The 17,638-nt window shown below is 44.6% G+C and carries 16 protein-coding genes and 1 pseudogene; 8 read left to right on the forward strand and 9 right to left on the reverse strand.

Going from position 1 to position 17,638, the window contains the following annotated elements; genetic code table 11:
• Genes IGJ44_RS06375 through IGJ44_RS06395 form a run of 5 tightly spaced genes read left to right on the forward strand, consistent with a single transcriptional unit; the run spans window position 1 to window position 5,062 of the window.
• Window positions 1-1,095, forward strand: a complete 1,095-nt coding sequence (locus IGJ44_RS06375; protein WP_074535646.1) for a DUF871 domain-containing protein — start codon at window positions 1-3, stop codon at window positions 1,093-1,095.
• Window positions 1,096-1,099: 4 nt separating this feature from the next.
• On the forward strand, window positions 1,100-2,212 hold the full coding sequence (locus IGJ44_RS06380) for an amidohydrolase/deacetylase family metallohydrolase (RefSeq protein WP_074535647.1): 1,113 nt from the start codon (window positions 1,100-1,102) through the stop codon (window positions 2,210-2,212).
• Complete coding sequence (locus IGJ44_RS06385; RefSeq protein ID WP_430606437.1) at window positions 2,196-3,302, forward strand: DgaE family pyridoxal phosphate-dependent ammonia lyase; 1,107 nt, start codon at window positions 2,196-2,198, stop codon at window positions 3,300-3,302. Before IGJ44_RS06380 ends, IGJ44_RS06385 begins: the two co-directional genes overlap by 17 nt.
• Window positions 3,299-4,048 carry a 2-dehydro-3-deoxy-phosphogluconate aldolase gene (gene dagF, locus IGJ44_RS06390; protein WP_074535649.1) on the forward strand — a complete coding sequence of 250 codons (750 nt, stop codon included), beginning with the start codon at window positions 3,299-3,301 and terminating at the stop codon, window positions 4,046-4,048. Before IGJ44_RS06385 ends, dagF begins: the two co-directional genes overlap by 4 nt.
• Before the next feature lie 9 nt (window positions 4,049-4,057).
• Window positions 4,058-5,062: a sugar kinase gene (locus tag IGJ44_RS06395; RefSeq protein ID WP_005225708.1), complete on the forward strand. Its 1,005-nt coding sequence runs from the start codon at window positions 4,058-4,060 to the stop codon at window positions 5,060-5,062.
• 106 nt (window positions 5,063-5,168) lie between these two features.
• On the opposite strand, the gene IGJ44_RS06400 is transcribed toward IGJ44_RS06395, so the two are convergent.
• The 8 genes and pseudogenes from IGJ44_RS06400 to IGJ44_RS06435 all read right to left on the reverse strand — a co-directional run bounded on the left by IGJ44_RS06400 (window position 5,169) and on the right by IGJ44_RS06435 (window position 12,485).
• Complete coding sequence (locus IGJ44_RS06400; RefSeq protein ID WP_430606440.1) at window positions 5,169-5,747, reverse strand: TMEM175 family protein; 579 nt, start codon at window positions 5,745-5,747, stop codon at window positions 5,169-5,171.
• Window positions 5,748-5,846: 99 nt separating this feature from the next.
• On the reverse strand, window positions 5,847-6,407 hold the full coding sequence (locus IGJ44_RS06405; protein ID WP_010747950.1) for a TetR/AcrR family transcriptional regulator: 561 nt from the start codon (window positions 6,405-6,407) through the stop codon (window positions 5,847-5,849).
• Window positions 6,408-6,409: 2 nt separating this feature from the next.
• Entirely contained in the window at window positions 6,410-7,333 is a 924-nt protein-coding gene (locus IGJ44_RS06410) for a phytoene/squalene synthase family protein (RefSeq protein ID WP_430606442.1), read from the reverse strand.
• On the reverse strand, window positions 7,323-8,810 hold the full coding sequence (locus IGJ44_RS06415; protein WP_005235239.1) for a phytoene desaturase family protein: 1,488 nt from the start codon (window positions 8,808-8,810) through the stop codon (window positions 7,323-7,325). Before IGJ44_RS06415 ends, IGJ44_RS06410 begins: the two co-directional genes overlap by 11 nt.
• Window positions 8,807-9,523 carry an ABC transporter ATP-binding protein gene (locus IGJ44_RS06420; RefSeq protein ID WP_167826717.1) on the reverse strand — a complete coding sequence of 239 codons (717 nt, stop codon included), beginning with the start codon at window positions 9,521-9,523 and terminating at the stop codon, window positions 8,807-8,809. Before IGJ44_RS06420 ends, IGJ44_RS06415 begins: the two co-directional genes overlap by 4 nt.
• Before the next feature lie 11 nt (window positions 9,524-9,534).
• Entirely contained in the window at window positions 9,535-10,599 is a 1,065-nt protein-coding gene (locus IGJ44_RS06425) for an ABC transporter permease (RefSeq protein WP_005235249.1), read from the reverse strand.
• A 314-nt stretch (window positions 10,600-10,913) separates the two neighbouring features.
• Window positions 10,914-11,573 carry an HD domain-containing protein gene (locus tag IGJ44_RS06430; RefSeq protein WP_430606445.1) on the reverse strand — a complete coding sequence of 220 codons (660 nt, stop codon included), beginning with the start codon at window positions 11,571-11,573 and terminating at the stop codon, window positions 10,914-10,916.
• Window positions 11,563-12,485 (reverse strand): annotated as a pseudogene (locus tag IGJ44_RS06435) (dihydrodipicolinate synthase family protein). Before IGJ44_RS06435 ends, IGJ44_RS06430 begins: the two are co-directional and overlap by 11 nt.
• A gap of 336 nt (window positions 12,486-12,821) precedes the next feature.
• Here IGJ44_RS06435 and IGJ44_RS06440 point away from each other — a divergent pair.
• From IGJ44_RS06440 to IGJ44_RS06450, 3 genes are read left to right on the forward strand one after another with little or no spacing between them, the layout of a single operon-like run.
• A complete protein-coding gene (locus IGJ44_RS06440; RefSeq protein ID WP_167826715.1) occupies window positions 12,822-14,654 on the forward strand; it encodes a beta-glucoside-specific PTS transporter subunit IIABC in 1,833 nt (610 codons plus the stop codon).
• 46 nt (window positions 14,655-14,700) lie between these two features.
• Window positions 14,701-16,164, forward strand: a complete 1,464-nt coding sequence (locus tag IGJ44_RS06445; RefSeq protein WP_430606448.1) for a glycoside hydrolase family 1 protein — start codon at window positions 14,701-14,703, stop codon at window positions 16,162-16,164.
• Between the two features lie 20 nt (window positions 16,165-16,184).
• The gene (locus tag IGJ44_RS06450; protein WP_015509473.1) at window positions 16,185-17,033 is read left to right on the forward strand and encodes a PRD domain-containing protein; all 849 of its coding nucleotides are present in this window, start codon (window positions 16,185-16,187) and stop codon (window positions 17,031-17,033) included.
• A gap of 65 nt (window positions 17,034-17,098) precedes the next feature.
• Here the strand turns inward: IGJ44_RS06450 and IGJ44_RS06455 are convergent, their stop codons facing one another.
• A complete protein-coding gene (locus tag IGJ44_RS06455) occupies window positions 17,099-17,464 on the reverse strand; it encodes an HIT family protein (RefSeq protein ID WP_430606450.1) in 366 nt (121 codons plus the stop codon).
• Window positions 17,465-17,638 lie beyond the last annotated feature (174 nt).

The raw sequence follows: 17,638 nt of genomic DNA on the forward strand, positions 1-17,638 counted from the left end.
TTGAAAAGACAACTAGGAGTATCGGTGTATCCCGATCACAGTGATTTTGAAACAGACAAAGCCTATCTGCAATTAGCCCATGATTATGGCTTTAGCCGCATTTTTATGAGTATGCTGGAAGTGAGTGACGGCAAAGAAAACGTGCAGAAAAAATTTAAAGCGTTGATTGATTTTGCCAAAGGATTAGGCTATGAAACGATTTTAGACGTGGCACCAGCCATCTTTTCGGAACTAGGCATCTCCTATGATGACTTGACCTTTTTCCATGAACTAGGTGCCGATGGGATTCGTTTAGATTTAGGCTTTGACGGCAATAAAGAAGCGATGTTGACCTACAATCCCTTTGGTTTAGCTGTTGAATTGAATATGAGCAATGATGTGGCGTATTTAGACAATATTTTGACCTATCAAGCCAACATTCCTTACTTATACGGCTGCCACAATTTCTATCCGCAAGAAGGGACTGCCTTACCCTATGATTTCTTTGAAAAATGCAGTCGTCGTTTCAAGGAAAAAGGCATTCGAACCGCCGCATTTATCTCTTCTCAAACGGGAACGATCGGACCTTGGGATATTAATGATGGCTTACCGACCTTAGAAATGCACCGAAGAATGCCTGTAGAAACTGCCGCAAAGCATTTGTTTGCCACAGGCTTGATCGACGATGTCATTATCGGAAATGCTTATGCTTCTGAAGCAGAATTGGCAGCGTTAGGAGCGATTGATCGCTACCAGACTGCATTTGCTATTGAATTTGTGCCTGAAATCAATGAAGTTGAACGCCAAATCGCCCTGGACGAGCAGCATTACCGTCGAGGCGACATCACCGATCGGATGATCCGTTCCACAGAAGTTCGTAAAAAGTATAAGAACCATGACAATCCTGTCCATGACCACGAAGGCGTCTTTCAACGAGGGGACGTTGTGATTGGCAATGATCGTTTTGGCAAGTACAAAAACGAGCTGCAAGTCGTGCTAGAGCCTCACTCAGATCCACGAAAAAATAAAATCGGTTCGATCGTCGAACAAGAGTTAGTTCTGCTGCCCTTTATCCATCCGTGGTCGAAATTCACTTTCACAGAGAGGAAGGTGTAACGAAATGTTTGATTTGATTATTCGTCAAGCCCGCACGATCGATGAAGAAGTATTTGATATTGGGATTCAAGACGGCAAAATCACTGCTCTGGCACCCACGTTGCAGGAGCAGGCGAAACAAGAGCTGACCTTAGCAGAAGGGGAGTTCTTGTCAGCTGGTTGGATCGATGACCATGTCCATTGTTTCGAGGAAATGACGCTCTATTATGATTATCCAGACGAGATCGGTGTCAAACAAGGCGTCACGACCGTTATTGATGCGGGGACGACTGGCGCCGAAAATATCCATCGGTTTTATGATTTAGCCAAAGAAGCCAAAACCAATGTCTTTGCTTTAGTCAACATTTCCAAATGGGGCATCGTAGAGCAGGATGAACTTGCGGATCTGTCAAAAGTCAAAAAAGAATTGGTCAAAGAAGCGCTGCAGAAGTTTCCTGACTTTATCGTCGGGATCAAAGCCCGAATGAGCAAAACGGTGATCGGCGAAAATGGCATCACGCCGTTGAAATTAGCGAAAGCGATCCAAGCTGAAAATCAACCGCTGCCTTTGATGGTCCATATTGGTTCAGCACCACCGAATTTAGCAGAGATTCTTGCTGAATTGGAAACAGGCGATGTGGTGACCCATTGCTTTAACGGCAAAGCCAATGGGATTTTGGATCAGACGAACCAAACCATCAAGCCTTTCGTCTTTGGTGCCTATGAAAAAGGCTTGGTCTTCGATATTGGTCATGGGACAGACAGTTTCAATTTTGACGTGGCGGAGACAGCCTTTGCCAATCAGCTGAAGGCTTCTTCCATTAGTACAGATATCTACATTCGCAATCGTACCAATGGACCAGTCTTTGATTTAGCGACGACTATGGAAAAATTAGCGGTCGTAGGGTATGATTGGCGTGAGATCATCGAGAAGGTGACCAGTGCCCCTGCGAAGCAATTTCATTTACAAAACAAAGGCGAGATCGCATTGGGATATGATGCTGATTTTACGATTTTCCGCTTTGAAGCGGGCGAAAAGGAATTGACGGATTCTAACGGCAATCGTCGAATCACGACACAACAGATCGTGCCGCAAAAAGCGGTGATAGGAGGGGAACTTTTTGACACTGAATATTGAAGAATTAGGCTTGAAAGAAGTCATCAATGCTTCTGGCAAAATGACGATTCTAGGTGTCTCGAAAGTCAGCGAAAGTGTGCTTGTAGCCCAGCGCTATGGCGGGGAGCATTTCTTTGAAATGGCAGATCTAGCAGAAAAAACTGGTGCCTATTTAGCAAAATTGTTGAAAACGGAAGATGCACAGATCGTTTCTTCCGCTTCAGCGGGGATCGCCCAATCAGTGGCGGCACTCATCGGTCAAGGCGACAGCTATCATTTGTATCATCCATATAGTGAGAAAATCAGTAAGCGGGAGATCATTTTGCCCAAAGGCCACAACGTAGATTATGGCACACCAGTGGAAGTGATGGTGACACAAGGTGGTGGGAAGGTAGTGGAAGCAGGCTATGCCAATATGTGTACACCCGAGCACATTGAAGAGATGATCACACCCGAAACGGCGGCGATCCTCTACATAAAGAGTCATCACACCGTTCAAAAAAGTATGCTGACGGTAGCAGAAACGGCCCAAGTTGCCAAGGCACACGATCTTCCATTGATCGTTGATGCGGCTGCTGAGGAAGATTTGTTTGCCTATACCCAAGCTGGTGCTGATTTAGTGATCTATTCAGGTGCCAAAGCATTTTCAGGACCGAGTGCTGGCTTAGTGATCGGCAAGCAGCCCTATGTCTCTTGGGTGCGCCTGCAATCCAAAGGGATAGGTCGAGCAATGAAAATCGGTAAAGACAATATTTTCGGATTTACCCAAGCCGTGACGGATTATCTAGCGGAGGGAACAGAATCTGGTGCTTCGATGCAAGAGCGTCTGCAACCATTTATTGCGGCAATCAATGAAATCACTGGTTTCGAAGCAAAAATCGTTCAAGACAGCGCTGGCAGAGACATTTATCGGGCGAGTGTTAAAGTGAAAGAACCAAGTGCCAAAGCAGTGATCGACGCGCTAAAAGCAGGAGAACCAGCGATTTATACCCGTGAGTACCAAGCCAATAACGGCATTATTGAATTTGATATCCGAGCAGTCAATGAACAAGAAATGGCAGTGATCACTGATCGCTTACAAGAAATTATGTTAGGAGCAACCCAAAAATGAAAACTTCACCCAATTATTTCGCTGACCGTATCTGTCTAAATGTGTTAGCAAACTCCATCGACAATGCGAAAGCTTGTTACGAAGCAGCAGAGGGCAACATCGTCCTAGGTGTTTTATCAAAAAACTATGATAGTGACGAGGCGGCTATCGCTGACATGAAGAACTATCAAGTGGCAACAAATAATGCCCTTTCTGTAGGGCTTGGTGCTGGCGACCCCAATCAAAGTGAAATGGTCTCCCGAATTTCCGCTGTTCTTCAACCACAGCATGTTAACCAAGTGTTCACGGGAGCGGGGACCTCACGAGCTTTGCTAGGACAATCTGAAACGATCGTCAATGCCCTTGTTTCACCAACGGGAAAAGTCGGCTATGTCAATATTGCGACTGGTCCATTGAGTTCACAAACTCCAGCTGCAGAAGTCCCAGTTGAAACAGCGATCGCTTTATTAAAAGACATGGGCGCTAGTTCTATCAAGTATTTTCCAATGAAAGGGTTGGCTCATAAAGCAGAATATCAAGCGGTAGCCGAGGCTTGTGCCGCGAATGATTTTTATTTGGAACCGACCGGCGGTATCGATTTAGAAAACTTTGAAGAAATCTTGCAGATCGCTGTTGATGCAGGAGTGAAAAAAATCATTCCACATATTTACAGCTCGATCATCGATGGAGAAACAGGGGACACACGCCCTGGAGATGTACAGACATTAGCAGAAATGACGAAAAAGGTGTTGGCAGCAGCCAAATAGGGGGGATCAATGATGCGGATCGGTGCTTACGGTGAGGTAATGATGCGGTTGACGCCACCAGAATATCGAACGTTGGAACAGACCCACTCTTTGCGAATGGATTTTACGGGAACAGGGGTCAATCTGTTAGGCAATTTGGCGCATTTCGGCTTGACGACGTCGATGCTGACGCAGGTGCCAGCCAACCGATTAGGAGATACGGCAAAAGCCAGCTTGCGTTCCTATGGGATTCAAACGGCATTTGTTGGCAAAAAATATAGTCATATCGGCAGTTATTTCGCCGAGATCGGCTACGGCGCTCGTCCGACCTATGTGACGTATCAAAATCGCCATCATAGTTCCTTTGGCGTTTCAGGTCCAGAAGAATATGCTATCGATGGATTTTTAGAAACGGTCGATCTCATTCATATTTGCGGGATCTCTCTTAGTTTGACTGAGAAAACCTGGCAAACAGCTTTGGCTTTGGCGAAACAGGCCCATGCCAAGCAGATTCGCGTCTGCTTTGATTTCAACTTCCGTCCAAGCTTGAATGAAGAATTAAATCGGGAGGTACTGAAACGACGGTATGAAACGATCCTACCCTATTGTGACCTAGTTTTCGGCTCTGTCCGTGACTTGGAGGAGCTATTGGCTTATCCCTTAGAGGAAACAGAAGGCGCAGAGCTTGCATTGATCCAATCCTTTATTGACCAGTATCAACTAGAATGGTTCTGCGGGACACGGCGTCTAGCCGTGGAAGACAAGCAGTTTATCAGCGGAAGGATCATTACGGCACAAGATACCTACGAAACGGCACCGCAGCTGCTGCAAGTGTTGGATCGGATCGGTGCAGGGGATGCCTATGCTGCTGGCGTATTATTAGGCTATGCCGAAAAATGGTCGCTCCAACGCACCGCTGATTTTGCTATCACGAATGCAGTTTTGGCTCATACGATGCTGGGGGATGTCCCCTTAACGACCAAAGAACAAGTTGAACAAGTCTTACAGGCACCAGGGAAAGACTTAATTCGCTAGAAAAAACACTTGCGTCCTTCTCTTGATGGATGACTGCGCAAAAGTAGACCAATCGGCTGCTTGTGCGCAATCATTCACCGCTTTTAGGAGAAGGACGCAAGTGTTTTTATTGTTTTAAAAAGGTTTCTACTTTTTTCTCAGGGATCACCCACAACAATAGTACAAGACTATCCAGTGTGATGATAAATAGGGGATGGATCAGCCAGCCGAGGAGCAATGCCAGCACGTTGATAAACAACGTAAAGTAGAGTTTCTTGTATCCGCGAAACAGTTCCACGATGGCTTGATTGTCAGGATTGGCACGAACCAAGGATTTTCCAACTAGGAAATAGCTGAAATCCGTCAATAAAATGACAGCCCCGTATAGCAGCTGTGGGGCAAGAGCGACTGGATAACGACTGACCCATGACGTTACAAAAGGAAAGAGGGTCAGTGCCAGAATCAACAAATGATTCGCCCACAAGGTCCAACCGTCGATTTTAGACACTACTTGAAATAGATGATGGTGATTGTTCCAGTAGATCGCTAACATCAGAAAGCTGATCAAATAAATAATAAATTGCTGTTCCACTCCTAAAAAAGAAGCAAAGGTATCGCCTTCGGGCTGGTGCAATTCCAATACTAATAAGGTCATTACGATCGCAATGACCGCATCCGTAAAGGCTTCGATTCGATTTTTTGACATGTACATCCATCCTTTTAAGTTTCTGTTTACTGGATCAGTGTACGCGATTGTCAGAAATTCGTCGAATGATTATTCTCGGGACAAAAGCCAACGTTCCAGCTATTTCGCAATTGGCCCATTGCCTAGTGCACCGAATAAAAACAAATCGATCGCTTCTGGCATCTTGTCTTCTTTTTCTGGTGAGTCCAAATGAGCCGCCATCAGTACTAACAATTGACTGGTGACAAATTCTGGGTCGACATCCGAACGGAGATTGGAATCACTGCGACGAAACAAGTCAAGAAACGGTTCTTTGTAATTTTTCCGCCAAAGCAAGTACAGTTTTTTAGAAGTGTCCTCAGAAACGGTATGCTGAATGTCGTGCATCATCATATAAAAATTGATCCGATGCCGACTTCTTAAAAAAAGAAACATGTTCAAGATTTTTTCAGAGATCGTCAAGGAAGTATCTTCAACGGTCTGATTTAGCTTTCCAGAAACCTCTTGTGCCAAAGAGACCATCACTTCATAATAGATGGCTTCTTTGCCTTTGAAGTGATAATAAAGATTGGGTTGGGTGATGCCGACGGCTTCTGCGATCTGTCTAGTAGAAGTTGCTTGATACCCCTGCTGCATAAACAGGTTCTCTGCGACTCGTAATATTTTTTCTCGCAAGTTCAAAGTCAGCCCTCCCAACGTTCCTGACGAAGCATTTTTTTCGCGGTAAACAAAAGTTGGATTTTCCGTTGTTTCGGTACCGCTGTTTTTTCAGCAAATACTTGATAGTTGTTTTTGCGAATCACAGTCAAGATTTCCCGATAGATCAAAGCAGCTGCTAATAGAGCTTCACGGCAATCTTCATCGATTTGCGGCATCATGACAAAAGATTCTTGATAAAGCGTCTCTGCCAGTTGCGCCTCGTGTTCCCACATCTCGATAAACTGCGGGTTTTGATTGCCAGCTGCTAAAGCCTCTCGCGAAAGGTTGTATTGCGCCAAGACCGTTTGCGGCAAATAGATGCGGCCCATCCGCAGATCCTCGCCAATATCACGTAAAATATTGGTGCGCTGCATCGCTTCACCCAATTTGATGGCAGGCTCTTGAATCGCAGTGGCTGCTTGCGAGAGAATCGGCAAGAGCATCAGACCTACACTGCCAGCTACGTAGTAACTATAGTCAGAAAGCTCTTTTTCAGAGGTGGGCTGCTGGAAGTCAAGGTCTTGTTTTTGCCCCACCAATAGGTCGAAAAAGGGTTGAAATTGCAGATCAAACTGTTGGAAAGAAAGGGTCAATGCCCGCCAAATGGCTTCATCAGGATCTTCTTCCTTGACGGCTTGCGGCAAGTCGATCGTATCGTCTGATACTTGTTTTTGCATTTCTTCCAAGCGTTTTTTCATGGCTTCGATCAACAATGGGTCTTGCTTTTCATCGACGGCATCATCGGCACGTCGGCAAAAGGCGTAGACGGCATAGACGGCGCGGGCTTTGTCTTTTGGCAATTGAGAAAAGGCGGTATGAAAATTTTTCGAATGCTTTTTTATGATGGCCTCACAGTATAAAAAATCGTTGTCGTATTCATCAAAGACGCTTAATGATTTAACGGTCATCTTTTAACAACTCCTCCACAGCTAACTTGGCACTTTGCATCACGATTGGCACACCCGCTCCTGGATGCGTACTGCTGCCGCAGAAGTATAGGCCTTCTGCATAATCAAATTTATTATGGGGACGATAGTAATTGCTTTGGGCTAAGGTCGGTTTCAAGCCAAATGTCGCACCGTTGTAGGCATTGAACCGATCATTGAACGTATCTGGCGTATACATTTTTTCATACACGATGTGTTCATCGATATCCGTAAAGATCGTTTTTTCTTTTAATAATCCAATGATCTGCTGGCGGTAGCTTTGGATCGTTTCATCTGTCCATTGATCAAATTTAGATAATTCAGGTACTGGGACTAAAACATAAAGACCTTCTTGACCATCAGGTGCTAAGGAAGCATCTTTCAGGGTTGGACGATACAAGTAGAAGGAAGGATCTTCTGGCAGCTTGCCAGCCTCGAAAAGATCGTCTACATTGCGTTTGAAATCATTGGCAAAATAAATGCTGTGGAGTGCGCTATCCTCATATTTTTTGTCCAGACCTAAATAAAGCAAGAAACAAGAACAAGAGTAATCCATCGAAGCGATTTTTTGATTGGTGTATTTGCCGCGTTTTGATTCATCAGGAATCAAGCTTTCCATGGCATAAGGAAAATCAGCCGCACAAATCACGGCATCTGCGGTGATCGTTTCTCCATTGACACGAACGCCTTTGGTTTGCTTGTTTTCGATCAATAATTCATCGATCGGCGTATTGTAATGGATCGTACCGCCTAATTCTTGGAACAAACGTGCCATACCAGTGGCTAACGTATACATGCCACCTTTGATGAAATAGACCCCATACATCAACTCGATCATAGGGATGATCGTATAAAGGGACGGCCCTTGGTAAGGGGAGACACCGATATACAAGGTTTGAAACGCCAATGATTTACGCAGGCGATCATCTTTGACAAATTTAGAAATGGAAGAGTAGGCGTCACTAAACGTTCGCAGCTTTAACCCTGCCCATAATGATTTGGGATTGTAAAAATCTCGCCATGTCCGAAACGACTTGGTGATGAAGGACTCTTTGGCGATCACATAGCGTTTGTAAATATCTGCTAAAAAGGCAAAATAGCCTTGAGCATCTTCTTCTGAGATCGCTTCTAGCGTTTTGGTCAATTCTACTAAGTCATTTGAGAAGGTCAGCGGTTCGTCTTGGGCAAAATACAGCTGCAGCATCGGATCGACTTTCTCCATAGGAATATAGTCATTCGGATCAACGCCAGCAAATTCAAACACTTCACGATAAATTTCAGGCATCATCACGATGGTGGGGCCCACATCAAAGGTAAAGCCGTTTTCCTTGATCTGATTCATTTTGCCCCCAGGTTGACCTTCTTTTTCGTAGAGGGTGACGTCATAGCCAAGTTTTTGCAAACGGACAGCAGCAGCTAATCCTGACACGCCCGCACCGACAACAATAATTTTTTTCATGCTTGCTCCTTCTGCGAATCATCTGATTCGGCTTCTTTTTTCGTGTGTTCTTTTTCTTCTAAAAAGCCATCTTTCATGACGAGAACCCGATCACAATAATCTGTTAAACGGGTATCATGGGTCACCATAATGGTGGCTTTTTGTTTTTCTTTGGTTTCTTTTGCTAAGATTTTGACGACTTCGACGGCTTTTTTTGAATCAAGACTCGCCGTTGGTTCATCTGCCAATATGATGGTGGGATCATGATAGAGCGCTCGGGCAATAGCCACACGCTGTCTTTCACCACCAGAAAGTTCATCGGGGTATTTGTTCTGCAGCTTTTCGATCCCAAGTTGTTCAAACAATTCAGTTGCTGATTGCTCTTGGGTTTCTTTGCTGACCTTATCCACTAATTGGAGTTGCTTTTTGACCGTCAAAAAAGGGACAAGGTTGGAAGCTTGTAAAATAAAGCCGATCTTTTTGAAACGAGTTTTTGCCCGTTGCTTTTCTTTTTGTTTACTGAAGGGTTCGTCATTGATAAACACTTCGCCTTCAGAGGGGGCTTGCAGACCACCGGCGATCGTTAGAAAGGTACTTTTCCCAGAGCCAGAAGGACCGATGATGGCGACAAATTCGCCTTTTTCTACCGAAAAGTTGGTTTCTTTCAAGGCTTCAATTGTCGCGTCCCCATCTTTAAATGATTTTTTGACTTGTTTGAATTCAATGGCACTCATGTTTTTTCCTCCTATCCGATTGCTTTCAATGGGTCGATTTTTACAATCGTTCGCACCGAGAAGAAAGCACCTAGCATCGCGATCAGAATCATCATGACACTGATACTAGCAAAGAATAATAGATTGATTTGGAATGGCACTGCCGCAGGTAACACGAGGGCGGTACCGATCGTTGCCAAACCACCGATCAAAACACCCGAGGTTGCCAATAAGAACGTTTGGGCGATCACCGAAAAAGCAATGTAGCGGCTAGAGATCCCTTGAGCTTTCATGACACCAAAAATTTCTGATTTTTGCATCGTTAGCACATAGATAAAAATACCGATAACGATGGCAGCGATCACGATCAAGAACCCGATCATAAAGCCAAAGGTCAGCACTTGTGCGTTGTAACCAGGCAATTCATTAATAAATTTGCTGATATCCGTAGCGACCAGATCATCTGGCACTTCTTTGATTTTGCCGCGAGTCACGATCGCGTTGATACGGGCATTTTCAGAATCATCTTCTTTTTCAAAACGAATTTCTTGATAAGCACCGATCGAGGTGTAGAGGACCGGAGCGACACTGAAGCGGGCGTTATCTGTAAAACCGACGATTTTCAATTTTTTGTCACTGCCTGCTAATTTGATGGTGTCACCAATGGAAATCCCGTATTCTTCCTCAATACTGCTGTCGGCGACCGCTTCATCATCTGAAGCAAACATCTCGCCATCGGTAATATTGGGTGCTAAAAATTGATCTGGATCAATGCCGAAAAAGGTGACATCGACTTTTTCACCGTTGTCTTCTTTGGTCACAACTCCAGCGGTTTGCGCCAAAACTGCTTTTTCTGGTGCATCGACTTCATCATAAAGACTGCGAGGAAGCATCGACATGTTTAAATTATCATTTGCTTCTTCGGTCAACAAAATTTGATCTGCCTCCCATTTGTCGACCGCCATCCGATTATCTTGAGCCAACCCATAAGCTAACCCAGTTAAAAAAAAGACCAAATAGGCGATTAAAAACATGACCCCTGTGACTAGGGCGTAACGCAATTTGGAATGGCGTATTTCATTGATTGCCAAAAACATAACGATTCCTCCTAATATTTTATCACTTGATAAAATAAAAATACCATTTTTTTTATTTTCAGCAAACTATCTTGCTTACAAAGAGTAAATTCGGTGAAAAAAGGAAGGTTATTTAGAAGGGGCGTCTGTTGATTGAAGAAAACCACTTGCTACCCTTTGATTTGAATAGGCGCGTAGGAGCAACGAAGGAGCGGGGGTTTTTAGTGGAGAAAGAACGTTTAGAATAACAGTAAAAGCCCTCTGATTCAGTGCAGACACAACTGCGGCGCTGAATCAGAGGGTTCCTATTTGAAGTCTGGTGCTGGATCAAAGTGTCAATCGTCAGTTTCTTTGCTTGTAGCGATAACTAACGGCACGATTTTTTCAAAGGAGTGACGGAAGCTTTCAGGTTGTGCTAATTTTTGATAGATGATCGCCAAACCGTCTTGGTTTTTGCGATAATCCAACCAAACCTTCAGCTCACTTTGAGGACCGTATTTCTTTGAAATGTACTGATACGCTTCATGATGCAATTGTTCTAAATCTGTCAGCTGCTTTTTCTCATAAGCAAAAAGCAAGGTTCGATTGAGGATTCGCTCAAAATCTAAGTCGCGATCGGCTTCGGAAATAATTTTGCCATAAAGCGAGCGAGGCTCATAGGGCAGCGAGGCGCGATGATCTTCTACAGCTTCGCCGATCATTGAAATGACTGGAGGAGAGAAAAAGCGTGGCAACACAGCATCTTGTTCAACGATCTTGCGGGAATTGCTTTCGTGGTTTTTGCGGCCATAGAGCAAGCCGATATCATGGTAGGCAGCTACCGTATAGACGATATTCAGGTCAACGGGCAATGTTTCAGCAATTTCAAAACTATTTTGGATCACTTGGTGGACGTGCGCTGGGGAGTGACTGCTATCCAATTGGTTGTATTGCGGGATGATGGAGCTTTCAATATAGTGCTTTAGTTGTGGATCAATCGGTGCATCAATCTTCATTTGTCTGGTTCTCCTGCCTTTCATGTGCTAGATGAGGGGGAATTGAGCCAGTGCCAAATCGATCAATTGTTTCTAGACCTAGCGGCTGACGACAAAAGCCAAAGGGCTGTCCATCAATGGTGATTTGCTGCTTGAGCCACGGAAGGTAACTGATAGTATTGGTTGGATCGCCAGCAGCTGCTTGTTCCATATTCTGCCATTCATTCGACGTAGAAATCGTTGCATCACCTTTCAATAAGCCCTGCCAAATCACCTGGATCTCCTTGGGACAAAGGTTTCCTGCCATTGATGACAGCCCGTTAAACCCTAGTGCGACCTTTTCCTCCAAGTCCGCTTCACCACCAGCATAAAAGCGAAAATCGGCAGCCATCTTTGTTTTTAGTTGAGGCACTCGCTCCTTCCTGCCAGCTTCTTTTAAGCCGATCACCCGAGGGTCAGCGATCAAGGTCAAGATACTTTCTGCAGATAAATCAAAGCCCGTGCGGCGGGGATTGTTGTATAAAATAACTGGTTTTTCGCAAGTATGGATCAATCCCTGAGCATAGAGCACGGCTTCCTTTTGCGTCAGGAAAAGATAAGGGGGAAAGCCTAAAACCACACCATCGATTCGGGGATTTTTGCTGACTGCTTCTGCCAACGCGAGCGTTTCATGAAATACGATGCCAGCTAAACCGAAGAGGACTTCGAAATCGGCTGCCCAGCTGGTTTCTTGCGCTAAGGCATGTAGAAGCTGTTTTTTTCTGTCAAGGTCAATGAGTGCTGTTCACCGGTGGAGCCGCACACCAAAACCGATTTGATCCCTTGCTTTTGCAGTTGCAAGATATGAGCGATCGTTCTTTTCGTGTCAAGTCTTTCTGCATGATCAAATGCTGTTGGGACGGCAACATGCAATGAGTGATTCAATGAAGTCATCCGATTCATCCTTTCTTGTGATACGTTTAGCCAGCGTTGTTCTTCTTGCTTCTGGTGCAAGCCAAGGAAGACGAAACAACTGATTATCCACTAAGTGTAGCAAACTTCTCGTTTCAGCAAAAGGCTTAGCAAAATATTTTTCAAACGGTGGTTGCGTTTTCAAATAAAGCATGATATTATGCAAGTAATAAAACAGGCATGTGACTGGTAATGCAGGCAGGACCTATAAAAAACATGGAAGGGATCGTTGGATTCCGTTCAATGTTTTTGTAGGTGCTGCCTGCTTTTTTCTTTGTTTGGCCAACAAAGGAAAACTAATTAAAGGAGAAGAAAATTATGAATGTAAAAGAAACGGCAACTGCCATCGTTGAGTTGATTGGCGGAAAAGAAAATATCGCACATTTGGAACATTGCTCCACACGCTTGCGCTTTACCTTAAAAGACAATAGCCTCGTACAAAAAGATGCCTTGGAAAAAGTCGATGGCGTGATTGGGGTGCGACAAAATGTCCAATGCCAAGTCATCATCGGCAATGATGTCGTCGAAGTGTATGATGAGGTTATGAACGTGTTAGGTCATGAGCTAACAGCGGATGGAGGAAGTGAAACGAAACAAAAACAATCGTGGGGTGCGGTCCTGCTTGATTTTATTATCTCGATTTTTCAACCGTTGATTCCAGCGGTCGCTGGTGGGGGCGTCTTGAAATCCTTACTGTTACTTGCTTCTGTCACTGGATTGATGGACAATACGAGCCCGACGTATCAAATTTTGAATCTGATCGGTGGCGCACCATTGTATTTCTTACCGATTTTAGTGGCGATCACCACGGCAAATAAATTAAAGGTCAACCAATTGGTGGCGGTTTCCGCTGTCGGTGCCTTGATTTTGCCTGAACTAACGACACTATTGACAGATGGCGCAGCGTTCATGGGCTTCGGTTTACAAAATATCGCCTATGCGTCACAAGTATTTCCAGCCATTTTAACGGTTTTATTTTACGCTCAAATTGAAAAGCTGTTTACCCGAATCTCACCAAAACCGATCCGTATCTTCTTTGTTCCAATGATGAGCTTAGTTATTACGGTTCCAGTTGCTTTATTGATTTTAGGCCCATTAGGCTTTGAAGTCGGAACGATTTTTTCAGCCGCGATCATTTGGCTGTATGCCCATTTAGGTTGGGTGGCAACAGGGATTTTAGCCGCTGTTTTACCATTGATGGTGGTTACTGGTATGCACAAAGCCATGATTCCCTATGCTGTTTCGTCCATGAGTGAGATGGGGGCAGAGCTGTTATACTTGCCTGCCTCATTGGCACATAACATTGCAGAAGCTGGTGCTTGTTTTGCGGTGAGTGTTCGGACCAAAGACCAAAAACTTCGTTCAACCGCTGTTTCTGCAGGCATCTCCGCCCTTTTTGGCATCACCGAGCCTGCTTTGTATGGGGTGACGATCCTGCATAAACGAGTGCTTTACGGCGTGATGGCTTCCAGCTTAGTTGGTGGTGCGGTGGCAGGTTTGTTTGCCATCAAGGCCTTCGCATTAGTTGGCCCTGGTCTAGCAAGTATCACTATGTTCGTGGATGAAGCCAACCCGATGAATCTTGTGTGGGCATTGGTCACGTTAGGGGTATCCTTTGCTGTTTCTTTTGTCCTTGTCCTTTTCTTATTCAAAGACAAAGTGGTAGAAAACAAGACGACGGTTGCCGATCCCAAAGCCGAAGTATTGAGCAAACCAGTAGATGGGCAAGTGGTAGCTTTATCTGAAGTCAACGATGAAGTCTTTTCAAGCGGTATGATCGGAGAAGGGTTCGGGATCATCCCGACATCTGGCGAATTGATCGCACCGGAAGATGGCGAGATCACGATGTTGTTTGAAACCAACCATGCGATCGGGTTAAAAACTCGTAATGGCGCAGAATTGCTCTTCCATATCGGCTTGGATACCGTTCAATTAGAAGGCAAACACTTTACCCCATACGTAAAAGCGGGGGATCAAGTGAAACAAGGACAACCGCTGATCCAATTTGATCTAGATGCCATCAAAGCAGCTGGGTTTGATCCAATCGTGATCTGTGTGGTCACCAATCAAGAAAACTTTACGGTCAAAACGATCGAATCAACCGATGAGCAAAGCGACCAAGGCGTTCTATCGATCGCACCGCTCGTCTAAACCAATGAGCAAAGCAACAAAAACAATGTAAAAGGGGATTGAAAAAATGACTGAAACAACTTTTCCAAAGGACTTCTTATGGGGTGGCGCTATCGCCGCAAATCAAGTAGAAGGAGGTTGGAATCTTGGCGGCAAAGGCTTGTCGGTGGTGGATGTGGCGACCTACAAACCTCATGTCGATAACAAAGATTATGCGGCGCACATGAGCGTGACCGTAGAAGCCGTCAAAGAAGCGATGGCAGATCCAACAGATACCATCTATCCAAAACGGCGAGGAATCGATTTCTATCACCGCTATCCAGAAGATTTGGCTTTGTTTGCGGAGATGGGCTTTAAAGTGTTGCGATTGTCGATTGCGTGGACCCGTTTGTTCCCAACCGGGGAAGAAACGACACCCAATCAAGAAGGGATCGCTTTTTACCGCAATGTCTTTCAAGAAATGCAGCGCTTGGGGATCAAACCGATCGTAACGTTGTCTCACTATGAAATGCCGCTAGCGCTTAGCTTGAAGTACAATGGCTGGGTGGAACGCAAAGTGATCGATGACTTTGTCCGCTTTGCAACTGTCTGTTTCGAAGAATTTGGGGAGTATGTGGAATATTGGCTGACCTTTAACGAAATCGACAGTATCCATCGTCATCCCTTTACAACAGCAGGCATCATTCCAGAACAATCAGAAGCAGGCAAAGAAGAACAGGATGTGTATCAAGCGCTCCATCACCAATTTGTTGCCAGCTCATTAGTGACCAAAATCGCTCATGAGAAAAACCCAAACAATAAAGTTGGCTGCATGTTAACGAAGCTAATGACATATCCATTGACTTGTGACCCATTGGATGTTGAATTGACCTTAAAGAAAAACTTGGAAAATGATTTTTATGCGGACGTTCAAGTCAAAGGGGCTTATCCCCGAATGATTGAAAAAGATCTGGAAAAACGCGGCATCAAAATTGAAATGGCACCAGAAGACCGCCAAATCTTAAAAGATCACACCGTTGATTTTCTTTCCTTTAGTTATTATATGTCTATGGCCGAATCAGGTGATCCAAATGCCGAACGGACACCGGGCAATACGGTTTTAGGGGTAAAAAATCCCAAGCTGCCATCAACTGAATGGGGCTGGCAGATCGATCCTAAAGGCTTGAAAATCTCCTTGCTTTCATTGTATGATCGGTATCAAGTGCCATTAATGATCGTTGAAAATGGTATGGGCGCCGTGGATGTCCTTGAAGACGGCCAAGTGCATGATCCGTATCGGGTCGATTATTTCAAGGCACACTTCAAACAAATGAAGGAAGCCATCGATGAAGGGGTCGATTTGATTGGTTATACTTCTTGGGCACCGATCGATCTGGTCAGTGCTGGTACGTCACAAGTGACGAAACGCTATGGCTTCATTTATGTGGATGCCGATGATGAAGGAAACGGCAGTTATGACCGTTTGAAAAAAGATTCCTTCGACTGGTACAAAGAAGTGATCGCCACCAATGGCGCAAGTTTGGCAGAATAAACAGTGAGGAGCGAGAGTGCATGATTTACATCAAGAAAGTCTTAAATTCAAGTGTCGTACTTGTTGATAAGGAAGGCCAAGAAATGATTGCACTTGGGAAAGGCATCGGCTATGGAAAGAAAGTCGGCGACAGCATAGCCGATACCCAGATCGATCAAGTTTTTCTGCCAATCGATGAAAAAAAATCAGGTCAGTTTGCCGATTTAGTGGATGAGATTCCGTTGTACTATTTTGAAATGACCAAAGAAATCGTCCAGCTGGCGCAAAAAATGCTGCCATATCCGCTAAATTCAACGATTTACCTCACCTTATCGGATCACTTGCACTTTGCTGTAGAACGTCAGCAAAAAGGCTTGAGTGTGACGAATCGGCTCTATTGGGAAATCAAGAATTACTATACAGATGAATTTCGAGCCGCCGAACAGGCACTACGTTTGTTGAAAGAGAAGTATCAAATTGAGCTGCCAGAAGAAGAAGCCTCCAATATCGCGTTTCATTTGATCAATGCCCAGTCGAACACCGAGGAAAATCAAGATGGGTTGAAAAAGGCCAAATTGATCGGGTTGATCGTCAATATGGTGCGCTACTCGATCCAGCAAGACGTCAACACCAATTCGATCCATTACAATCGCTTTATCACCCACGTGCGTTTCTTCGTTGACCGATTCTTTTTGGATGGGCTGCTGCAAGAAGAAGATGAAGGACTATACCGTCAAATGTGGGCTCTTTATCCGAATGCTATGGAGATTGCGACAAAAGTCAAAGCCTATATCGATAAAGAATACCAAACGAAGATCCCTGTCAATGAAATCGTCTATCTAGGCGTTCATATCAATCGATTGATGAATCATTCAGCAATCAATTCCTAAGCGTCCTCATTTTAACAAACATAAACAAGCCGTTTCCCTTTGCTGGAGAAACGGCTTGTTTGTGTTTAGTAGGCTTGCTTGTTAGGAATCACGCCTCGAACGCCGCCGTTTGGCTGCTCCACGTCGCCTTGGTAGCGTGGGATCAAATGACAATGGCAATGAAAGATCGTCTGTCCAGCAGCCTCCCCGCAATTGAAGCCGATGTTGAAGCCGTCTGGTCGATAGGTTTCCAATAAATAAGCTTTGCCTTCCTGCAACAAAGCCTGCAAGTCTTGTAATTCCTCTTGGGTGAGAGCAAAATAATCCCTGCGATGCGCTTTGGGGATCAATAGCAAGTGTCCAGGGGTGACGGGGTACTTATCAGGGATCGCATAAAAGCGTTCGTTTTCAATGATCGCATGTTTTGAGGCAGTACAAAAAATACAAGTCAAAATTTTCCACTCCTTTTTTTCAGCTAAAAAGCGTATCAATATCTGATCTTAGTGTACCAAAAGCTGATTTGAAATGAAACGCACGACAAAAAGCATGTCCTTTTGAGTCAATTGACAGTAAAATAAAAAAAAGTTTATAGATTCGCTTGACTTAGAGTGCACTTCAACCTGTAT

The sequence above is a fragment of the Enterococcus sp. DIV1368d genome (assembly GCF_050542975.1).
GTDB classification, from domain to species: domain Bacteria; phylum Bacillota; class Bacilli; order Lactobacillales; family Enterococcaceae; genus Enterococcus_D; species Enterococcus_D casseliflavus.